Origin of the sequence: Pelomonas baiyunensis (assembly GCF_043555935.1) — a bacterium.
Classification (GTDB): domain Bacteria; phylum Pseudomonadota; class Gammaproteobacteria; order Burkholderiales; family Burkholderiaceae_C; genus Pelomonas; species Pelomonas baiyunensis.
Genome location: NZ_JBIGIB010000006.1, coordinates 143,800 through 160,269, shown reverse-complemented (window position 1 = coordinate 160,269; position 16,470 = coordinate 143,800). Strand labels below are relative to the sequence as shown.

13 protein-coding genes are annotated in these 16,470 nt (G+C 66.5%); 10 read left to right on the top strand and 3 right to left on the bottom strand.

What is annotated here, in order from left to right:
* Window positions 1-106: 106 nt before the first annotated feature.
* From ACG01O_RS19400 to rfbC, 8 genes are all read left to right on the top strand, one after another.
* The gene (locus tag ACG01O_RS19400; RefSeq protein ID WP_394387058.1) at window positions 107-1,495 is read left to right on the top strand and encodes an undecaprenyl-phosphate glucose phosphotransferase; all 1,389 of its coding nucleotides are present in this window, start codon (window positions 107-109) and stop codon (window positions 1,493-1,495) included.
* Between the two features lie 10 nt (window positions 1,496-1,505).
* Window positions 1,506-2,723: a hypothetical protein gene (locus tag ACG01O_RS19395; RefSeq protein ID WP_394387057.1), complete on the top strand. Its 1,218-nt coding sequence runs from the start codon at window positions 1,506-1,508 to the stop codon at window positions 2,721-2,723.
* Entirely contained in the window at window positions 2,723-3,742 is a 1,020-nt protein-coding gene (gene galE / locus ACG01O_RS19390) for a UDP-glucose 4-epimerase GalE (RefSeq protein WP_394387056.1), read from the top strand. The genes ACG01O_RS19395 and galE overlap by 1 nt, the downstream gene beginning before the upstream one ends.
* 11 nt (window positions 3,743-3,753) lie before the next feature.
* The gene (locus ACG01O_RS19385; RefSeq protein WP_394387055.1) at window positions 3,754-5,187 is read left to right on the top strand and encodes a mannose-1-phosphate guanylyltransferase/mannose-6-phosphate isomerase; all 1,434 of its coding nucleotides are present in this window, start codon (window positions 3,754-3,756) and stop codon (window positions 5,185-5,187) included.
* A 111-nt stretch (window positions 5,188-5,298) separates the two neighbouring features.
* Window positions 5,299-6,357: a dTDP-glucose 4,6-dehydratase gene (rfbB, locus tag ACG01O_RS19380; protein WP_394387054.1), complete on the top strand. Its 1,059-nt coding sequence runs from the start codon at window positions 5,299-5,301 to the stop codon at window positions 6,355-6,357.
* Between the two features lies 1 nt (window position 6,358).
* Entirely contained in the window at window positions 6,359-7,255 is an 897-nt protein-coding gene (rfbD, locus tag ACG01O_RS19375) for a dTDP-4-dehydrorhamnose reductase (protein WP_394387053.1), read from the top strand.
* The gene (gene rfbA, locus ACG01O_RS19370) at window positions 7,252-8,148 is read left to right on the top strand and encodes a glucose-1-phosphate thymidylyltransferase RfbA (RefSeq protein WP_394387052.1); all 897 of its coding nucleotides are present in this window, start codon (window positions 7,252-7,254) and stop codon (window positions 8,146-8,148) included. The genes rfbD and rfbA overlap by 4 nt, the downstream gene beginning before the upstream one ends.
* A gap of 1 nt (window position 8,149) precedes the next feature.
* On the top strand, window positions 8,150-8,701 hold the full coding sequence (rfbC, locus tag ACG01O_RS19365; protein ID WP_394387051.1) for a dTDP-4-dehydrorhamnose 3,5-epimerase: 552 nt from the start codon (window positions 8,150-8,152) through the stop codon (window positions 8,699-8,701).
* A 106-nt stretch (window positions 8,702-8,807) separates the two neighbouring features.
* On the opposite strand, the gene ACG01O_RS19360 is transcribed toward rfbC, so the two are convergent.
* From ACG01O_RS19360 to ACG01O_RS19350, 3 genes are all read right to left on the bottom strand, one after another.
* Window positions 8,808-9,911 (bottom strand): nucleotidyltransferase family protein, encoded by a 1,104-nt coding sequence (locus tag ACG01O_RS19360; protein ID WP_394387050.1) that lies wholly within the window; start codon window positions 9,909-9,911, stop codon window positions 8,808-8,810.
* 80 nt (window positions 9,912-9,991) lie between these two features.
* A complete protein-coding gene (locus ACG01O_RS19355) occupies window positions 9,992-11,317 on the bottom strand; it encodes a UDP-glucose dehydrogenase family protein (protein ID WP_394387049.1) in 1,326 nt (441 codons plus the stop codon).
* A gap of 62 nt (window positions 11,318-11,379) precedes the next feature.
* Window positions 11,380-12,387 carry an NAD-dependent epimerase gene (locus tag ACG01O_RS19350; protein WP_394387048.1) on the bottom strand — a complete coding sequence of 336 codons (1,008 nt, stop codon included), beginning with the start codon at window positions 12,385-12,387 and terminating at the stop codon, window positions 11,380-11,382.
* Between the two features lie 412 nt (window positions 12,388-12,799).
* On the opposite strand from ACG01O_RS19350, the gene ACG01O_RS19345 reads away from it, so the two are divergent.
* The gene (locus tag ACG01O_RS19345; protein WP_394387047.1) at window positions 12,800-14,989 is read left to right on the top strand and encodes a DUF1800 family protein; all 2,190 of its coding nucleotides are present in this window, start codon (window positions 12,800-12,802) and stop codon (window positions 14,987-14,989) included.
* 19 nt (window positions 14,990-15,008) lie between these two features.
* Complete coding sequence (locus ACG01O_RS19340) at window positions 15,009-16,430, top strand: DUF1501 domain-containing protein (RefSeq protein ID WP_394387046.1); 1,422 nt, start codon at window positions 15,009-15,011, stop codon at window positions 16,428-16,430.
* Window positions 16,431-16,470: the final 40 nt, after the last annotated feature.

Below are 16,470 nucleotides of genomic sequence, written 5' to 3'. Positions count from 1 at the left end.
GATCAAGGGGACGCGCCCATCACGACTGTCAAATTAGTTGGTAGAGAATCCCCTAGTCTGATCCCTACCCCGATGTGCCCTGCGTGGGCGCCGCAACGCCATCACGATGTTCGAGGACCGCAGCTACAAACGGACGTTCTACAGCGCACCGCAATCGGTCGAGTCCTTTGTCGCCGCTTTCCTGGAGCCGGGGCTGATCGTTCTGACCTTTCTGCTGGTCAACGACTACTTCGACGAGCCGGTCATGCGACCGGGCCTGACACTGTGCTTGCTGGTGTTTGCGCTCACCTTTCCGGGGCGAAACCGTTTCGGCGACCATCCAGCCAGCGCTTTCGTGGACGTGGTGTCGTCCTGGTTGGTACTGCTGAGCATCCTCGCCTTGTGCGGCTATGCCACCAACAGCTTGCACTACTTCGAGCACCGCGTGGTGTTGTGGTGGGGGGTGATCACCCCATTGGCTCAGGTCGCAGCCATTGAGGTTGGCCGCCGCCTTCAACGCTGGCGCTCGCGCGACGTGAGTGCGCGCCGCACCGCCGTGATCGTGGGGGCAGGTCCACTGGGCCACAAGGTGGCCCGCGCGCTGCGCGATTCCAAGGGCGTGGTCTGCCTGGGCTACTTCGATGACCGCAAGCCGGATCGCCTGCACGCGGAAACCACGGCTTCCCTGTTGGGATCTTTGTCGGGCCTCAGCGATTACGTTCGACAGCACGGCGTTCACGAGGTGTACATCACCCTGCCGCTGGGCTCGCAACCCCGCATCGTGAAGCTGTTGGAGCAGGTGCAGGGCACCACCGCGTCGCTCTTCTTCGTGCCGGACGTGTTCGGCATCAGCATCATCCAAGGCCGCCTGCAAGACATGAACGGCGTGCCGGTCGTGGGCATTTGCGAAACCCCATTCACCGGCACCAACCGCTTGGTGAAGCGCTTGAGCGACATCGTGCTGGCGTCCATCATCCTGGTGCTCATTTCGCCGCTGCTCGCGGCGGTCGCCATCGGCGTGAAGCTCAGCTCGCCGGGCCCCATCATCTTCAAGCAGCGCCGCAATGGCTTGGATGGCGACGAAATCATCGTCTACAAGTTCCGCTCGATGCGCGCGCTCGACAACGGCGCCGTTGTGAAGCAAGCCACCAAGGACGACCCGCGCATCACCCGCTTCGGCGCCTTCATTCGCAAGACCTCACTCGACGAACTGCCCCAGTTCATCAACGTGCTGCAAGGGCGCATGAGCATCGTCGGCCCCCGCCCGCACGCCGTGGCCCACAACGAGGAATACCGCAAGCTCATCAAGGCCTACATGGTGCGCCACAAGGTCAAGCCCGGCATCACGGGTTGGGCGCAGGTCAACGGCCTGCGCGGCGAGACGGACACGCTGGACAAGATGGCCGCTCGCGTGGAGTACGACCTCGAGTACCTGCGCAACTGGTCGTTGGGGCTGGATCTTCAGATCATCCTTCGCACGGTTCGGCTCGTCGCCTTCGATCGCCATGCGTTCTGAATCCACTCCCTTGCCCTGCCCGGTTCCGTGGGCCGTGGCGTTGCTGCTGGCAGCCCCGGCGGCCTTCGCGCAAACCGACGACGCAACCCCGTTCTATGCGGGCGGATCGGTGGGCGTGGCGCATGTCTCCAACGTGTTTCGCCAGAGTGCGGCCACCAACAGCGACACCGTCGTCACCACCGGCCTGCTGGCCGGCGCCGACCAGCGCTGGGGCCGCCAACGCTTCACGGTGGACGGCGCACTACAGAACAACCGCTACAGCAGCAACAGCGCACTCAACAACCAGTCGTACACGCTGCGCAGCAACCTGGCGTGGCAAACCGTGGGCAACCTGTCCGGCACGCTGAGCGCCACCTCCAGCCGCGCGCTGGCCGACTTCAACATCGGCGGCGGCGTGGACCCCATCTTCAAGAAGAACACTGAGCGCAACGACGAATACGCGGCGATGGCCCGGCTCGGTGTGTTGACGCGAACCACCCTGGAAGCCGGATGGACACACCGCGAACGGGGCTTCAGCGCCGCCGAGTACGACCGGTATGTGTACCGTCAAAACACGGCGCAAGCGGGCGTGTACCTCACGCCCGGGGGCAATGTGAAGTTGGGGCTGGTGGGCCGACACACGCGCGGCATGTATCCCCGCTATCCCACAGGCATCGTGTTGAATCCGGACACGTTGCACCTTCAGGTGCGCAGCGAGCGGAACGACTTCACGCGCGACGACCTTGACTTCACCACGGCCTGGAGCACGGGGGGCAACAGTTCGCTCACGACCCGACTCAGCCGCAGCCGCCTGCAAAACACGCTGGATGCCCTGCGCGACTACACGCGCACCACCGGCACCCTCAGTTGGAACTGGCGCCCCACGGCGAAGGTGCAACTGGGCGTTCAGTACGCACGAGATACAGGCCAGGAATCCCTCTCGCGCGCGGCGGAAGCCAACCGCGTCTACACCAGCTGGCGCATCAACACCAGCTACGCCCTCAGCGGCAAGGTCAACCTCACCGCCAGCGCCAGTCGCAACCGCAGCCAACTGGCCGCAGACGACGGCCGGGCCCTCGCTGACGCCTTCGATCGCGATCAAACCTACAGCCTGGGCGCAAGCTGGGCGGTCACCCGAGGCCTGAGCCTGGGCTGCCAGTTCAACCATGCCAGTCGGGACAGCAGCGTCCCACAGTACGTCTACAGCGCCAGCAGCTACGGCTGCACCGGCCAAGTTCTTTTTTATTGATGACCACTGTTCTCCTCACCGGCGCGACCGGCTACATCGCATCCCACACCTGGCTGGCCTTGCAAGAGGCCGGCTTTCGCGTCGTGGGCGTGGACAACTTCGCCAACAGCTCGCCCGTCGTGCTGGACCGCCTGGGTGAACTCGCCCCCGCACCGATTGAATTTGTCCAGGCAGACGTCTGCGACGGTGCTGCGCTGGACCGCGTCTTCGAAACCCACCGGCCTGAGGCCGTGGTGCACTTCGCGGCGTTCAAAGCGGTGGGTGAATCGGTGGCCCAACCCCTGGCCTACTACCGCAACAACCTGGGCGGCCTGGTCAGCACCTGCGAGGCCATGCAACGCCATGGCTGCCACCGCATCGTGTTCAGTTCCAGCGCCACGGTGTACGGGGCGCCGGAGTCCTTGCCGCTGCGGGAAGACGCCCCCACCTCCACCACCAATCCCTACGGCGCCACCAAGCTGATGGGGGAGCAGATCCTGCGCGACATCGGCATCAGCCAGCCTGCTTGGCAGACCGCCTGCCTGCGCTACTTCAACCCGGTGGGGGCGCACGCCAGCGGTCGCATCGGCGAAGACCCGCGCGGCACGCCCAACAACCTCATGCCCTACGTGGCGCAAGTGGCCGTGGGGCGACGCGCCAAGCTGAGCGTGTTCGGCAACGACTACCCCACGCCGGATGGCACGGGTGTGCGGGACTACATCCACGTCACCGACCTGGCCGAAGGCCACGTGGCCGCGTTGCGCTGGCTGCTCGGCCACACCGGCTCCATCACCGTGAACCTCGGCACCGGCCAGGGTTACAGCGTGCTGGACCTCGTGCGCGCCTACGAGGCCGCCAGCGGCCGTGCTGTGCCGTACGAGGTGGTGGCCCGCCGCCCGGGCGACGTGGCGGCCTGCTGGGCCGATCCGGCCCTGGCCCGCGACGCCCTGGGCTGGACGGCCCAACTCGACCTGGCCCGCATGTGTGAAGACAGCTGGCGCTGGCAACAACTCAACCCCAACGGCTTCAATCCCGCTTGAACACCCCTGTGATGATCCAAGTTCAACCCGTCATCATGGCCGGTGGTTCCGGCACCCGGCTGTGGCCGCTGTCGCGCGCCGGCTATCCCAAGCAGTTCCTGGTGCTGTCTGGCAATGAAAGCCTGTTCCAACTGGCCGCCCGCCGGCTGGCCGCGCTCGCGGCGCCGGACCTGACGCTGGCACCGCCCTGCATCGTGGGCAACGAAGAGCACCGCTTCCTGGTGCTCGACCAACTGCGCGAAACCCGACTCGAACCCAGCAGCGTGCTGCTGGAGCCCATGGGCCGCAACACGGCACCGGCGCTGACGCTGGCGGCGCTTGCTGCGCTGGAGAACGGCGAAGACCCCGTTCTCGTGGTCACCCCGGCGGACCAGACGGTCACGCAGCCCGCCGCGTTCACGGCCGCCCTGCAAGACGCCATCCGCAAGGCGGAAACCGGCGCCATCGTCATCCTGGGCATCACCCCCGATCGTCCGGAAACCGGCTACGGCTACATCCGCACCACAGCGGATGCCACAGGGCTGGCCGTCGCACAGTTCGTTGAAAAGCCCAACCTCGACACCGCCACGCGCTACCTCGCCGAAGGCGGCTACTACTGGAACAGCGGCATGTTCGTGCTGCGCGCCAGCGTGTGGATGAAGGCGCTGGAGCGCTTCCGCCCCGACATCGCCAGCGCCACCCGGGCCGCCTGGGCGGCCCGCCAGACGGACGCCAAGTTCGTGCGCCCCGGCAAGGCCGAATTCGCCGCCGTGCCGAGCGAATCGGTGGACTACGCCGTCATGGAGTGCTGCCCCGGCACCGACATCGCCCTGCGCATGGTGGCGCTCGACGCCGGCTGGAACGACCTCGGCGCCTGGGAGGCCGTCTGGCAGGTGGCCGACAAAGATGAAGCCGGCAACGCCTTCGTGGGCGACGCGCTGATCGCTGACAGCAAGAACACCCTGGTGCACGCCACCAGCCGCCTGGTGGGTGTGGTGGGCTTGACCGACATCGTCGTCGTCGAAACGCCGGACGCCGTGCTGGTGAGCGACCGCGCCCGCAGCCAGGAGGTCAAGCAGATCGTCAACCGCCTGGGCGCCGAGCAGCGCGGCGAGCAGGCCCTGCACCGCAAGGTGCACCGCCCCTGGGGCTGGTACGACAGCATCGACAACGGCCCCCGCCACCAGGTCAAGCGCATCATGGTGAAGCCCGGTGCGTCCTTGAGCCTGCAAATGCACCACCACCGCGCCGAGCATTGGATCGTGGTCAGCGGCACGGCCGAAATCGTGAACGGCGACAAAACCATCCTGCTCACCGAGAACCAGTCCACTTACATCCCGCTGGGGCAAACGCACCGTCTGGCCAACCCGGGCAAGGTGCCGCTGGAGATCATCGAAGTGCAGTCCGGCTCCTACCTGGGCGAGGACGACATCGTCCGCTTTGAGGACACCTACGGCCGGGCTTGACCCGGCCAGGCCCCACCGAACCCAACAACAGGCCCGGTCATCCGGGCCTGTCCCGTTTTCTGGCCCCGTCGGGATGCGCGAAACTGACCCGGCACTCCACGCAACACACCCATGACCCTCCTCGTCACCGGCGGCGCCGGCTTCATCGGCAGCAACTTCGTGCTGGACTGGCTGCGCCAGAGCGACGAACCCATCGTCAACCTGGACGCCCTCACCTACGCAGGCAACCCCGAGAACCTGGCCGCGCTGGCCGGAGACGCGCGGCATACCTTCGTCAAGGGAGACATCTGCGACCGCGCGCTGGTGGACCAGCTGTTGGCCACCCACCAGCCCCGCGCCATCGTGCACTTCGCAGCCGAAAGCCATGTGGACCGCTCCATCCACGGACCCGGCGCATTCATGAAGACCAACGTGGACGGCACGTTCACGTTGCTGGAGGCCGCCCGCGCCTACTGGGGCGCGCTGGATGCGGCGGCCAAGGCTGCCTTTCGCTTCCACCACGTGTCCACCGACGAGGTGTACGGGTCGCTGAAGCCGAACGACGCTCCCTTCACCGAGACCCACCCGTACGAGCCCAACAGCCCCTACAGCGCCAGCAAGGCCGCGAGCGACCACCTGGTGCGCGCCTGGCACCACACCTACGGGCTGCCGGTCGTCACCACCAACTGCTCCAACAACTACGGGCCGTATCACTTCCCGGAAAAGCTCATCCCGCTGATGATCGTGAACGCCCTGGCGGGCAAGCCGCTGCCCGTGTACGGCGACGGCCAACAGATCCGCGACTGGCTGTACGTGACCGACCACTGCAGCGGCATCCGTGCCGTGCTGGCCGGTGGCCAGTTGGGCGAGACCTACAACATCGGTGGCTGGAACGAAAAGGCCAACATCGACATCGTCCGTACGGTGTGCGCCCTCCTGGACGAACTGCGTCCTTCGGCTGACGGCCCCTACGCGCGCCTCATCACCTACGTGAAGGACCGCCCTGGCCACGACCGCCGCTACGCCATCGACGCCCGCAAGATCGAGCGTGAACTGGGCTGGCGCCCGGCGGAAACCTTCGAGACCGGCATCCGCAAAACGGTGCAGTGGTACCTCGACCACCCCGAGTGGGTCGCCCGCGTGCAAAGCGGCGCCTACCGCGACTGGGTGGCCACCCAGTACGGAGCCTGACATGAAGGTGCTTCTGCTCGGCAAGAACGGCCAGGTGGGCTGGGAACTGCAGCGCGCCCTGTCCGTGGTGGGCGAGGTGGTGGCGCTGGACCACGACGACGGCGGCGACTTCACCCAGCCCGAGGCCCTACTGGCCAAGGTGCAGGCGGTGGCGCCGCAGGTCATCGTGAATGCGGCGGCGCACACCGCGGTCGACAAGGCCGAAAGCGAGCCCGAGCTGGCGCGCCAACTCAACGCACAAGGCCCCGCGCTGCTGGCCATCGAAGCCAAGCGCACCGGCGCGCTGCTGGTGCACTACTCCACCGACTATGTGTTCGACGGCAGCGGCCAGCACGCCCGCACCGAAGACGCCCCCATCGCCCCGCTCAGTGTGTATGGCCGCACCAAGGCCGAGGGCGAAGATGCCATCCGCGCCAGCGGCTGCCAGCACCTCATCCTGCGCACCAGCTGGGTGTACGGCGCCCGTGGTGGCAACTTCGCCAAGACCATGCTCCGCCTGGCCGCCGAGCGCCCCCAGCTGAAGGTGATTGCTGACCAGATCGGCGCCCCGACCGGCGCTGACCTGCTGGCAGACCTGACCGTGCCCATGCTGCGCGCGGCCCGCGTGAACCCCGCACTCATCGGCACGTATCACGCCGTGGCAGCGGGAGAAACCAACTGGCACGAGTACGCCCGCTTCGTCATCGAATTCGCTCGGGCACGCGGCGCGCACATCCAGGTGGCACCGGATCAGATCCTGGCCATCCCGACCAGCGACTACCCCACGCCCGCCCAGCGCCCGCTGAACTCGCGCCTGGACACCACCCGCCTGCGCCAGGCCTTCGGGCTGCACCTGCCGCACTGGCAGCGTGGCGTGGAGCGCATGCTGACTGAACATCTGCCGGAGACCCGCGCATGAGCATCGCCAAATCCCGCAAGGGCATCATCCTCGCCGGGGGCTCCGGCACCCGGCTGCACCCGGCCACGCTCGCCATGAGCAAGCAATTGCTGCCGGTGTACGACAAGCCGATGGTGTACTACCCGCTCACCACCCTGATGCTGGCGGGCATCCGCGACATCCTGCTGATCAGCACGCCGCAAGACACGCCTCGCTTCGAGGCTCTGCTGGGCGACGGCTCGCGCTGGGGCCTGAACATCAGCTATTGCGTGCAACCCAGCCCCGACGGCCTGGCCCAGGCGTTCATCCTCGGGCGTGAGTTCGTGGATGGCCACCCCAGCGCCTTGGTGCTGGGCGACAACATCTTTTACGGCCACGACTTTGGCCGCATTCTGGGCAACGCCACGTCGCGCCCGGGGGGCGCCAGCGTGTTCGCGTACCACGTCAACGACCCCGAGCGCTACGGCGTCGTCGAGTTCGACCGCGAGCTGCGCGCCCTGTCCATCGAAGAAAAGCCCAAGGCGCCCAAGAGCAACTACGCCGTCACCGGCCTGTATTTCTACGACGAACAGGTCTGCGACATTGCGGCCGGCATTCGCCCCAGCGCCCGAGGCGAACTTGAAATCACCGACGTCAACGCCGCCTACCTGCGCCAGGGCCAGCTCAACGTCGAGATCATGGGCCGAGGCTACGCGTGGCTGGACACCGGCACGCACGACAGCCTGCTGGAAGCCGGCCAGTTCATCGCCACGCTGGAAAAGCGCCAGGGCCTGAAGGTGGCCTGCCCGGAGGAAATCGCGTTCCGCAGTGGCTGGATCAGCACCGAGCAGCTGGAAGCCCTCGCCCGCCCGCTCGCCAAGAACGGCTACGGCCAGTACCTGCTCAAACTGCTGAGCGACCACCAAGCCGCCTGACATGCACATCACGCCCACCGCACTGCCCGAGGTGCTGCTCATCGAACCCAAGGTGTTCGGCGATGCGCGCGGCTTTTTCATGGAAAGCTGGAACCAGGCCCGCTTCAACGAGGCCCTCGGCACCGCCGTCGAGTTCGTGCAGGACAACCACTCGCGCTCGGCGCGCGGCGTGCTGCGCGGCCTGCATTACCAACTCGCGCCACACGCCCAGGGCAAGTTGGTGCGTTGCGTCAACGGCGCGGTGTTCGACGTGGCCGTCGACATGCGCCGCTCCAGCCCCAACTTCGGCCGCTGGGTCGGCTTTGAACTGACCGCGGACAACCACCGCCAGGTGTGGATTCCGCCGGGCTTTGCGCACGGCTTTGTGGTGCTCAGCGAGACGGCCGACTTCCTCTACAAAACCAGTGGCCGCTATGCCCCTGAATGCGAAGGCGCGGTGCGGTGGGACGACCCGACCATCGACATCGACTGGCCGCTGCACGGCATCACGCCGCAGCTCTCAGCCAAAGACGTCGCAGCACCTTTGCTGGCCGCCGCGAAGACCTTCGACTGACCGCGGGCCTCAGCTCGCCGGCACCCCATGAACAACGGGCCCCGCGGGGCCCGTTTTTCGTTCGGTCCGGCCAGCATCTGCGCCGGCCACAACCTATCGCGCTTGGTCAGGCCCGCGCGTCACCCCAGCGCAGCGGCGTCACTTCGTCGCCCACGTAGCTGGTTTGGCCATGGCGGTCCACGCAGTACTGGGGCGAGATGATCATCTCGCGCACCGTCATGCCCTCGCCGATGCGCGTGTGCTCGATCAGCACCGAGCGGTCCACCACCGAATTGGCGCGCAAGTGCGAGCCATGGCCAATCCAGGTCGGGCCCACCACACGGGCACCGGCCTCGATGCGCACGTTGGCGCCGATGTACACCGGCCCCTCGATCTGCACCTGGTCCCAGTCGACCGACGTGTTCAGCCCCACCCACACCTGCGGCCGCACCTCGCGGCCAGGGATGTCCATCTGCGCCACGCCGCCGGCCATCACCTGCTGGGTCACCGCCCAGTAATCGGTCACACGGCCGATGTCGATCCAGTTGAACGGGCGGCTTTGCGCGTAGAACGGCAGGCCCTTTTCCACGAGCAGCGGGAACAACTGGCTGCCGATGTCGAACTCCACGCCCGGCGGAATCAGGTCCAGCACCGCCGGCTCGAAGATGTAGATGCCGGTGGACGCGAGCGTGCTCTTCGCTTCTTCCGGCTTCGGCTTTTCCTGGAACGAAGTCACCCGGCCGTCGGCGTCCGCCACCACGATGCCGTAGTTTTTGGTCTGCTCACGCGGCACGTCCAGCGTCACCACGCTGGCAATGGCGCCCTTGGCCTTGTGTTCGGCCACGGCGGCGGTGATGTCCAGGTCAATGACCGCATCACCGCAAATCACGATGAAGGTCTCGTCAAAAAACCCGCCGAAGTCTTGAATCTTGCGCATGCCGCCGGCCGAGCCCACCGGCTTGCACACCACCTCGCCCTGCTCGCGCACGCCTTCGTACGAATAGCCCAGCTCCACGCCCCAACGGTTGCCGGCACCGAAGTAGTTCTCGATCTTCCAGTGCATGAAGGCCACGTTCACCATGATCTGCTTCACGCCATGGCGGGCCAGGTGCTCCACCAGGTACTCCATGACCGGCTTGCCCAAGATGGGCACCATGGGCTTGGGTGTGTGTTTGGTGAGCGGGCGCACCCGCGTGCCTTGGCCAGCGGCCAGGATCATTGCTTTTGTCATATTTGGTCCTCCCTGAGGCAGTTACTGCACAACATGCTGCCGGGGCCAGCCGGCCGGCCGGCCCGTCACAACCGATGGGCTCACGCGCGCCCAATTCCCTGGTACTCGAACCCGAGCGCCTTCATCAACTTGGGGTCGTAGAGGTTGCGTCCGTCCAGCACCACCGGCGCCTTCAACGCGGCCTTGATCGCGTCGAAATCCGGCGTGCGGAACTCCTTCCATTCCGTCACGATGAGCAAGGCGTCTGCGCCCTGCAAGGCGGCATCGGCGCGGCTCACCAGGGTCACGTCGTCACGGGCGCCCAAGATGCGCGCCGTTTCGGGCATGGACACGGGGTCATACGCTGCCACGGTGGCGCCACGGCGGGTCAGTTCCTCAATCACCACCAGTGCGGGCGCCTCGCGCATGTCGTCGGTGTTGGGCTTGAACGCCAGGCCCCACAGCGCGAAGCGTCGGCCGGTCAGGTCGTTGCCAAAGCGGGCCACCACCTTGTCCACCAGCACACGCTTCTGGCGCTCGTTGGCCTCTTCCACCGCAGTCAGCACGCGCAGCGGCACGCCGTTGTCGGCCGCCGTCTTCACCAGCGCCTTCACATCCTTCGGGAAGCACGAGCCACCGTAGCCCGCGCCGGCGTACAGAAACTGGTAGCCAATGCGCGGGTCCGAGCCAATGCCGCGGCGCACCAGTTCAATGTCGGCGCCCACCTTCTCGGCCAGCAGGGCCAGCTCATTCATGAAGCTGATGCGCGTGGCCAGCATCGCGTTGGCCGCGTACTTGGTGAACTCGGCGCTGCGCACATCCATCACCTGCATGCGGTCTTGGGTGCGGTTGAACGGGGCGTACAGCGCCCGCATCAGCAGCGTGGCTTGCTCGTCGTCCGAGCCCACGATGATGCGGTCCGGCTTGGAGAAGTCCTCCACCGCCGCGCCTTCTTTCAGGAATTCGGGGTTGGACACCACGGCAAACGCCATGTCACCCAGGCCGCGCTTCACCAGTTCGTCCTTCACGGCAGCGCGCACCTTGTCCGCCGTGCCCACGGGCACCGTGCTCTTGTCGACGATGACCTTGTAGTCCGTCATGCGCTGGCCGATGGAACGGGCCGCAGCCACCACGTACTGCAGGTCGGCCGAACCGTCTTCATCCGGCGGCGTGCCCACGCCGATGAACAAGATGGTGCCATGCTGCACGGCCATGTCCACGTCGGTCGTGAACTGCAGGCGGCCGGCTTCCACATTGCGCTTCACCACCGCATCCAGGCCCGGCTCATGGATGGGAATGCCGCCCTCGTTCAGGATGCGAATCTTCTCGGGGTTCACATCCAGGCACACCACGTGGTTGCCCATTTCGGCCAAGCAGGCGCCGGTGACCAGGCCCACATAGCCGGTACCGATGGCGGTGACTTTCATTCCATTCCCTCAAAAAACTGCTTCAACGTTTGTAACTCAGGAACATGACGCCTCGATGTGCATCAGACCTTGTAGTAGTCCCGATACCAGGCGACAAAGCGGCGGATGCCTTCTGGTACGGGCATCGCTGGGCGGAAATCCGTCCAGGCGGCGAGTTCCTCCACATCGGCGTGCGTGGCCGGCACGTCGCCGTCTTGCAGCGGCATGAAGTTCTTCACCGCCTCACGGCCCACCGACTGCTCGATCGCCTCGATGAAACTCATCAGCTCAATCGGCGCGTGGTTACCAATGTTGAACACCCGATAAGGCGCGCTGGAGCGGGCCGGGTCGGCGGTGGCGGGGTCGTACGCCGGGTCGGCCGTGGCGGTGCGGTCCAGCACGCGCACCACGCCTTCGGCGATGTCGTCGATGTACGTGAAGTCACGAATCATCTTGCCGTGGTTGAACACGTTGATGGGCCGCCCTTCGATGATGGCCTTGGTGAACAGGAACAGCGCCATGTCCGGCCGGCCCCACGGGCCGTACACCGTGAAGAAGCGCAGCCCCGTGGTGGGCAAGCCGAACAGGTGTGAGTAGGTGTGCGCCATCAGCTCGTTGGCCTTCTTGGTGGCCGCGTACAGGCTGATGGGGTGATCCACACTGTGGTGCTCGGAGAACGGCATCAGGGTGTTGCCGCCATACACGCTGGAGCTGGACGCATACGCCAGATGCTGCACGCCACTGTGCCGGCAGCCTTCCAACACATTGGTGAAGCCCACGATGTTGCTGTCAATGTAGGCGTGCGGGTTCTCGATGGAGTACCGCACCCCAGCCTGCGCCGCCAAGTGGACCACGCGGTCAAACCGCTCTTCGGCAAACAGCTTGGCCATGCCGGCGCGGTCGGCCACATCCATTTGCACGAAGCGGAACCCAGGCTTGGGAAGCAAACGCGCCAGCCGGTCGTTCTTGAGCTGGACGCTGTAGTAGTCGTTCAGGTTGTCCAGGCCCACCACCTGGTCGCCCCGGGCCAGCAGGATCTGGCTGACATGCATGCCGATGAAGCCGGCTGCGCCGGTGACGAGAACCTTCAACTTGTTACCTCTCAAAAAGAAACGAATTTGAAATCCGTGCAAACGTAGACTTAGCCCCGCACCCCTTGCGGCCGCGTGAACCGGACGCCTGCACTTCAGGGTACAACGTGCTCCTCAGGTCCGGCTCGCGGTCGCAGGTGTGTTCCGGCGCAGCGTGTCGACCGCAGCGGCCACAGGCGTTGTCTCTCGCACTGCGCCGTTGGTTCGCAGCACTGCCGTGCCGCCACCCCGCATTCTCTTCTCACGCCCAGCAGCCATGCCCATGCAGTTCGGTCAAAGCAGCCCCAAGGCGAAACTATTTTTAGCCGCGGCCCTGTGCGCAGCAATCACCGGTTGCGGGGGAGGTTTCAACCAGGGTACATCCACAAAAGCTGCTATCGAGGCGCCTGACGACGCCGCCAGTGCAGCCGTGGTGCAAACACCCACCGAGCTGGTGGCGGCCGCCCAGGCAGAAACCGAAGCGCAGGCACAGGCCCAGGCCGCAGCGGCGCAGTTGCGCGCCGAGTCCGCCCGACAGCCGCAAGCCGCCCAGGCGGCCAGTTGGGACGCCGACGCGCCAGGTCTCGTCAAAGCCATGGCGGCAGGCGCAGTGGCCACGCCCACGCTCAACATCCGTGCCCGGGCCGACCTGGCGGGCGACACCGGGGCCATGATGACCGTGCGCATCGACGGCAGTGAAGTGGCCACGCTGGAAGTTCGCAGCGCCACCTTCAGCACCTACACCGTCGACGCCCCCACCCTGCACACCGGCGCCAAGGTTGAAATCGCCTTCACCAACGACGCCACCATCCAAGGCGCAGACCGCAACCTGCACATCGCCTACGTGAGCGACGGCACGCGGTTCGTCATCCCCAATGCCGCGGGCGTCGTGCTGGACCGTGGCGCCGGCGCCGCAGCGTTCGACGGGCTCGACACCCTGCCAGGCCAAACCGGCCTGTTCTGGAACGCCGCCCTGCGCATGACGTGGCCCTCGATGGCCGCCGACACCACCCTCGCCAAGAAGCAAGACGCCGTGCGCTTCCTGCAACAGGCCACATTCGGCGGCCGCGCTGCCGATGTGCAGGCGCTCGCAAGTTCCGACATCAACACCTGGCTGTCCAACCAACTCGCCCAGCCGTACGCCGCCGACTTCGTCAACCACATCCAGGCCAAATACAGCCAAGGCGCGGCCTACCTGCCACGCGGCGCCAGCTACACGCCCATCTGGGTGGCTGAGAAGTTTTGGGAGCGCGCCGCCAACGCGCCGGACCAACTCCGCCAGCGCCTGGCCTTCGCGCTGCACAACATCTTCATGGTGTCTTTGGCCAACGGCGACTTGTGGTTCGAGGGCCGCGCCTTCGCCAACTACTACGACCTGCTCCACAAGCACGCCTTCGGCAACTACCGCAGCCTGCTGGAAGACATTGCGCTCAGCCCGGCCATGGGCCTGTACCTGTCTCACATGCGCAACCGCAAGGAAGACGCCGCCACCGGCCGGGTGCCTGACGAAAACTTCGCCCGCGAGGTGATGCAACTCTTCACCATCGGCCTCTACGAACTCAACAACGACGGCACCCTCAAGCTCGACGCCAACGGCAAGCCGCAAGAAACCTACGGCACCGCCGACGTCATGGCCATGGCCCGGGTGTTCACCGGCTGGAGCTGGGCCTACCCCGACGCGCAGCTCACCGACTCCACCTTCCGCTGGAGCACCCCGGCCCCCAGCCTCAGCAACGACCCGCGAATCGACCTGCTGCCCATGAAGGCCTACCCCGGCCAGCACTCCACGGCGGCCAAAACCCTGTTCGCCGGCAAGCCCTGGGTCGTCACGCTGGCAGCCGGCAACACCGCGCAAGCAGACCTCAAACTCGCGCTCGACACCCTCTTCAACCACCCCAACACGCCGCCCTTCATCAGCCGGCAGCTCATTCAGCACCTCGTCTCCAGCAACCCCAGCCCGGCCTACGTCAACCGCGTGGCCAACGTCTTCAAAGACAACGGGCAAGGCGTGCGGGGCGACCTCGGTGCCGTCACGCGCGCCATCCTGCTGGACACCGAAGCCCGCAGCGCCCCCACCGCCACCAGCGGCAAGCTGCGAGACCCGGTGCTGAAAGTGACCCACTGGATGCGCGTGCTGGGTGCCGCGTCCAGCACCGGCCAGTACCAGATGGCCTGGGTGCTCGACGACCAAGGCGAACGCGCCCTCGCCGCCCCCACCGTGTTCGGCTACTTCCGCCCCAACTACGTGCCCAGCAACACCAGCTTCAGCAGCCGGGGCGCCACCGCGCCGCAATTCCAGGTGCTCAACGAGTCCAGCGCCGCGGCCTGGCTGAACATGGCCGAAAGCATGGCCACCACCGGCCTCGGCTGGACGGGCGCCGCTGTGGACGTGGCCGCCGACTACAACGCACTCGCCAAACTCATCACCGCCAACGACTTCAACGAACTCTTCAACCGGCTCGACCTGCTCATGCTCGGTGGCCGCATGCCCGCCCCCCTCAAGCAGCAGATCGTGGAGCTCGTCGCTCAGAGCAGCCTCAGCACGGCAGATGGCGCCCTCTCCGCCGCCCGGGCGGCCGTGTTCCTCACACTGGCCTCCACCGCCTACGCCTACCAGCCCTGATGCCCCGGAGCCACCTGCCATGAACGCCTCTCGCCGCGCCTTCTTCCGTGCCGCATCGGGCCTGGCTGCCGCTGGGCTCGGAGCCCAGTCGCTGCCGCTTGCGCTCAACCTCGCCGGCCTCGGCGCCCTGGCCGCCAGCCAGGCCCACGCTGCCAACACCGCCGACGGCTACAAAGCCCTGGTGTGCCTCTTCCTGCAAGGCGGCAACGACAGCCACAACTGGGTTGTGCCCACCGACAGCGCCAACTACAAAACGTACGCCACCGCCCGCGGTGACCTCGCCTTGCCCCTGGCCAGCCTGCTGCCGCTCAGCACCCCCGGGCAAGACGTGGGCCGCAGCTTTGGCATGCCGCCCGAGCTGGCCCCCCTGCGGCAACGGTACGAATCTGGCCACTGCGCCGTGCTGGCCAACGTGGGCACCCTGCTGCGCCCCACCACCAAGGCCGACTTTCAAGCCGGCGTGGGCCTGCCCGCCAAGCTGTTCTCGCACAACGACCAACTGTCCATGTGGCAGTCCATGTCGCCCGAAGGCGCCGCCTACGGCTGGGGCGGCCGCATGGCCGACATCCTCATGTCCGCCAACCGGCAGCCGGTGTTCACGGCCGTCACGGCCTCAGGCAACGCCGTGTTTCTGTCAGGCACCAGCACCACGCCCTTTGCCGTGGGTGCCAATGGGCCCACGCTCATCAACCCCGCGCAAACCGGCTGGCATGCCGGCAGCGCGTTGGTGCCGGGCCTGCTGCGCAGCCAAATTGCCAACGGCGCACCCAGCAACGAGTTCGAGGCCGAGTACCTGCGCACCGTGCAGCGCTCGCTCGCCGCAGGAAGCACGCTGCAAAGCGCCATCGGCGCCACCAGCGTGCCGGCCCTGCCCACAGGCACCATCACCCTCAACAACGGCGCCACCTTTTCGCTGAGCACCGACACGCTCGCCCGCCAATTGCGCGTGGTGGCGCAACTCATTGCCGCAGGCCCCGGCCTGGGCATGAAGCGGCAAGTGTTCTTCGTGTCGCTGAACGGCTTTGACGCCCACGCCGCACAAATGCGCCAGCAGCCCCTGCAAATGGCCCGCGTGGCCCACGCGGCGGGGTGGTTTCTGGACGCGCTCCAGTCCCTCAACCTGCTCAACAACACCACGCTGTTCACCGCCAGCGAGTTCGGCCGCACCTTGGTGAGCAACGGCGACGGCTCTGACCACGGCTGGGGCAGCCATCACCTCGTGATGGGCGGCGGCGTGCGCGGCAAGCGCATCGTGGGCAACTTCCCCATCACCGCCTTGGGCACCAGCACCGACACCGGCTCGGGGCGGCTGCTGCCGACCACCAGCGTGACCCAACTAGCGGCGAGCCTGGGCGGGTGGATGGGGCTCACGACGGCAGAGCAATCGTCGGTGCTCAGCAACCTCGCCAGCTTCGGCGCAAGCCCGCCGCTGTTCGCCTGAATCCAGGTTGCACCGCAGGGCGCCTCAGCTTCGTTGGTGT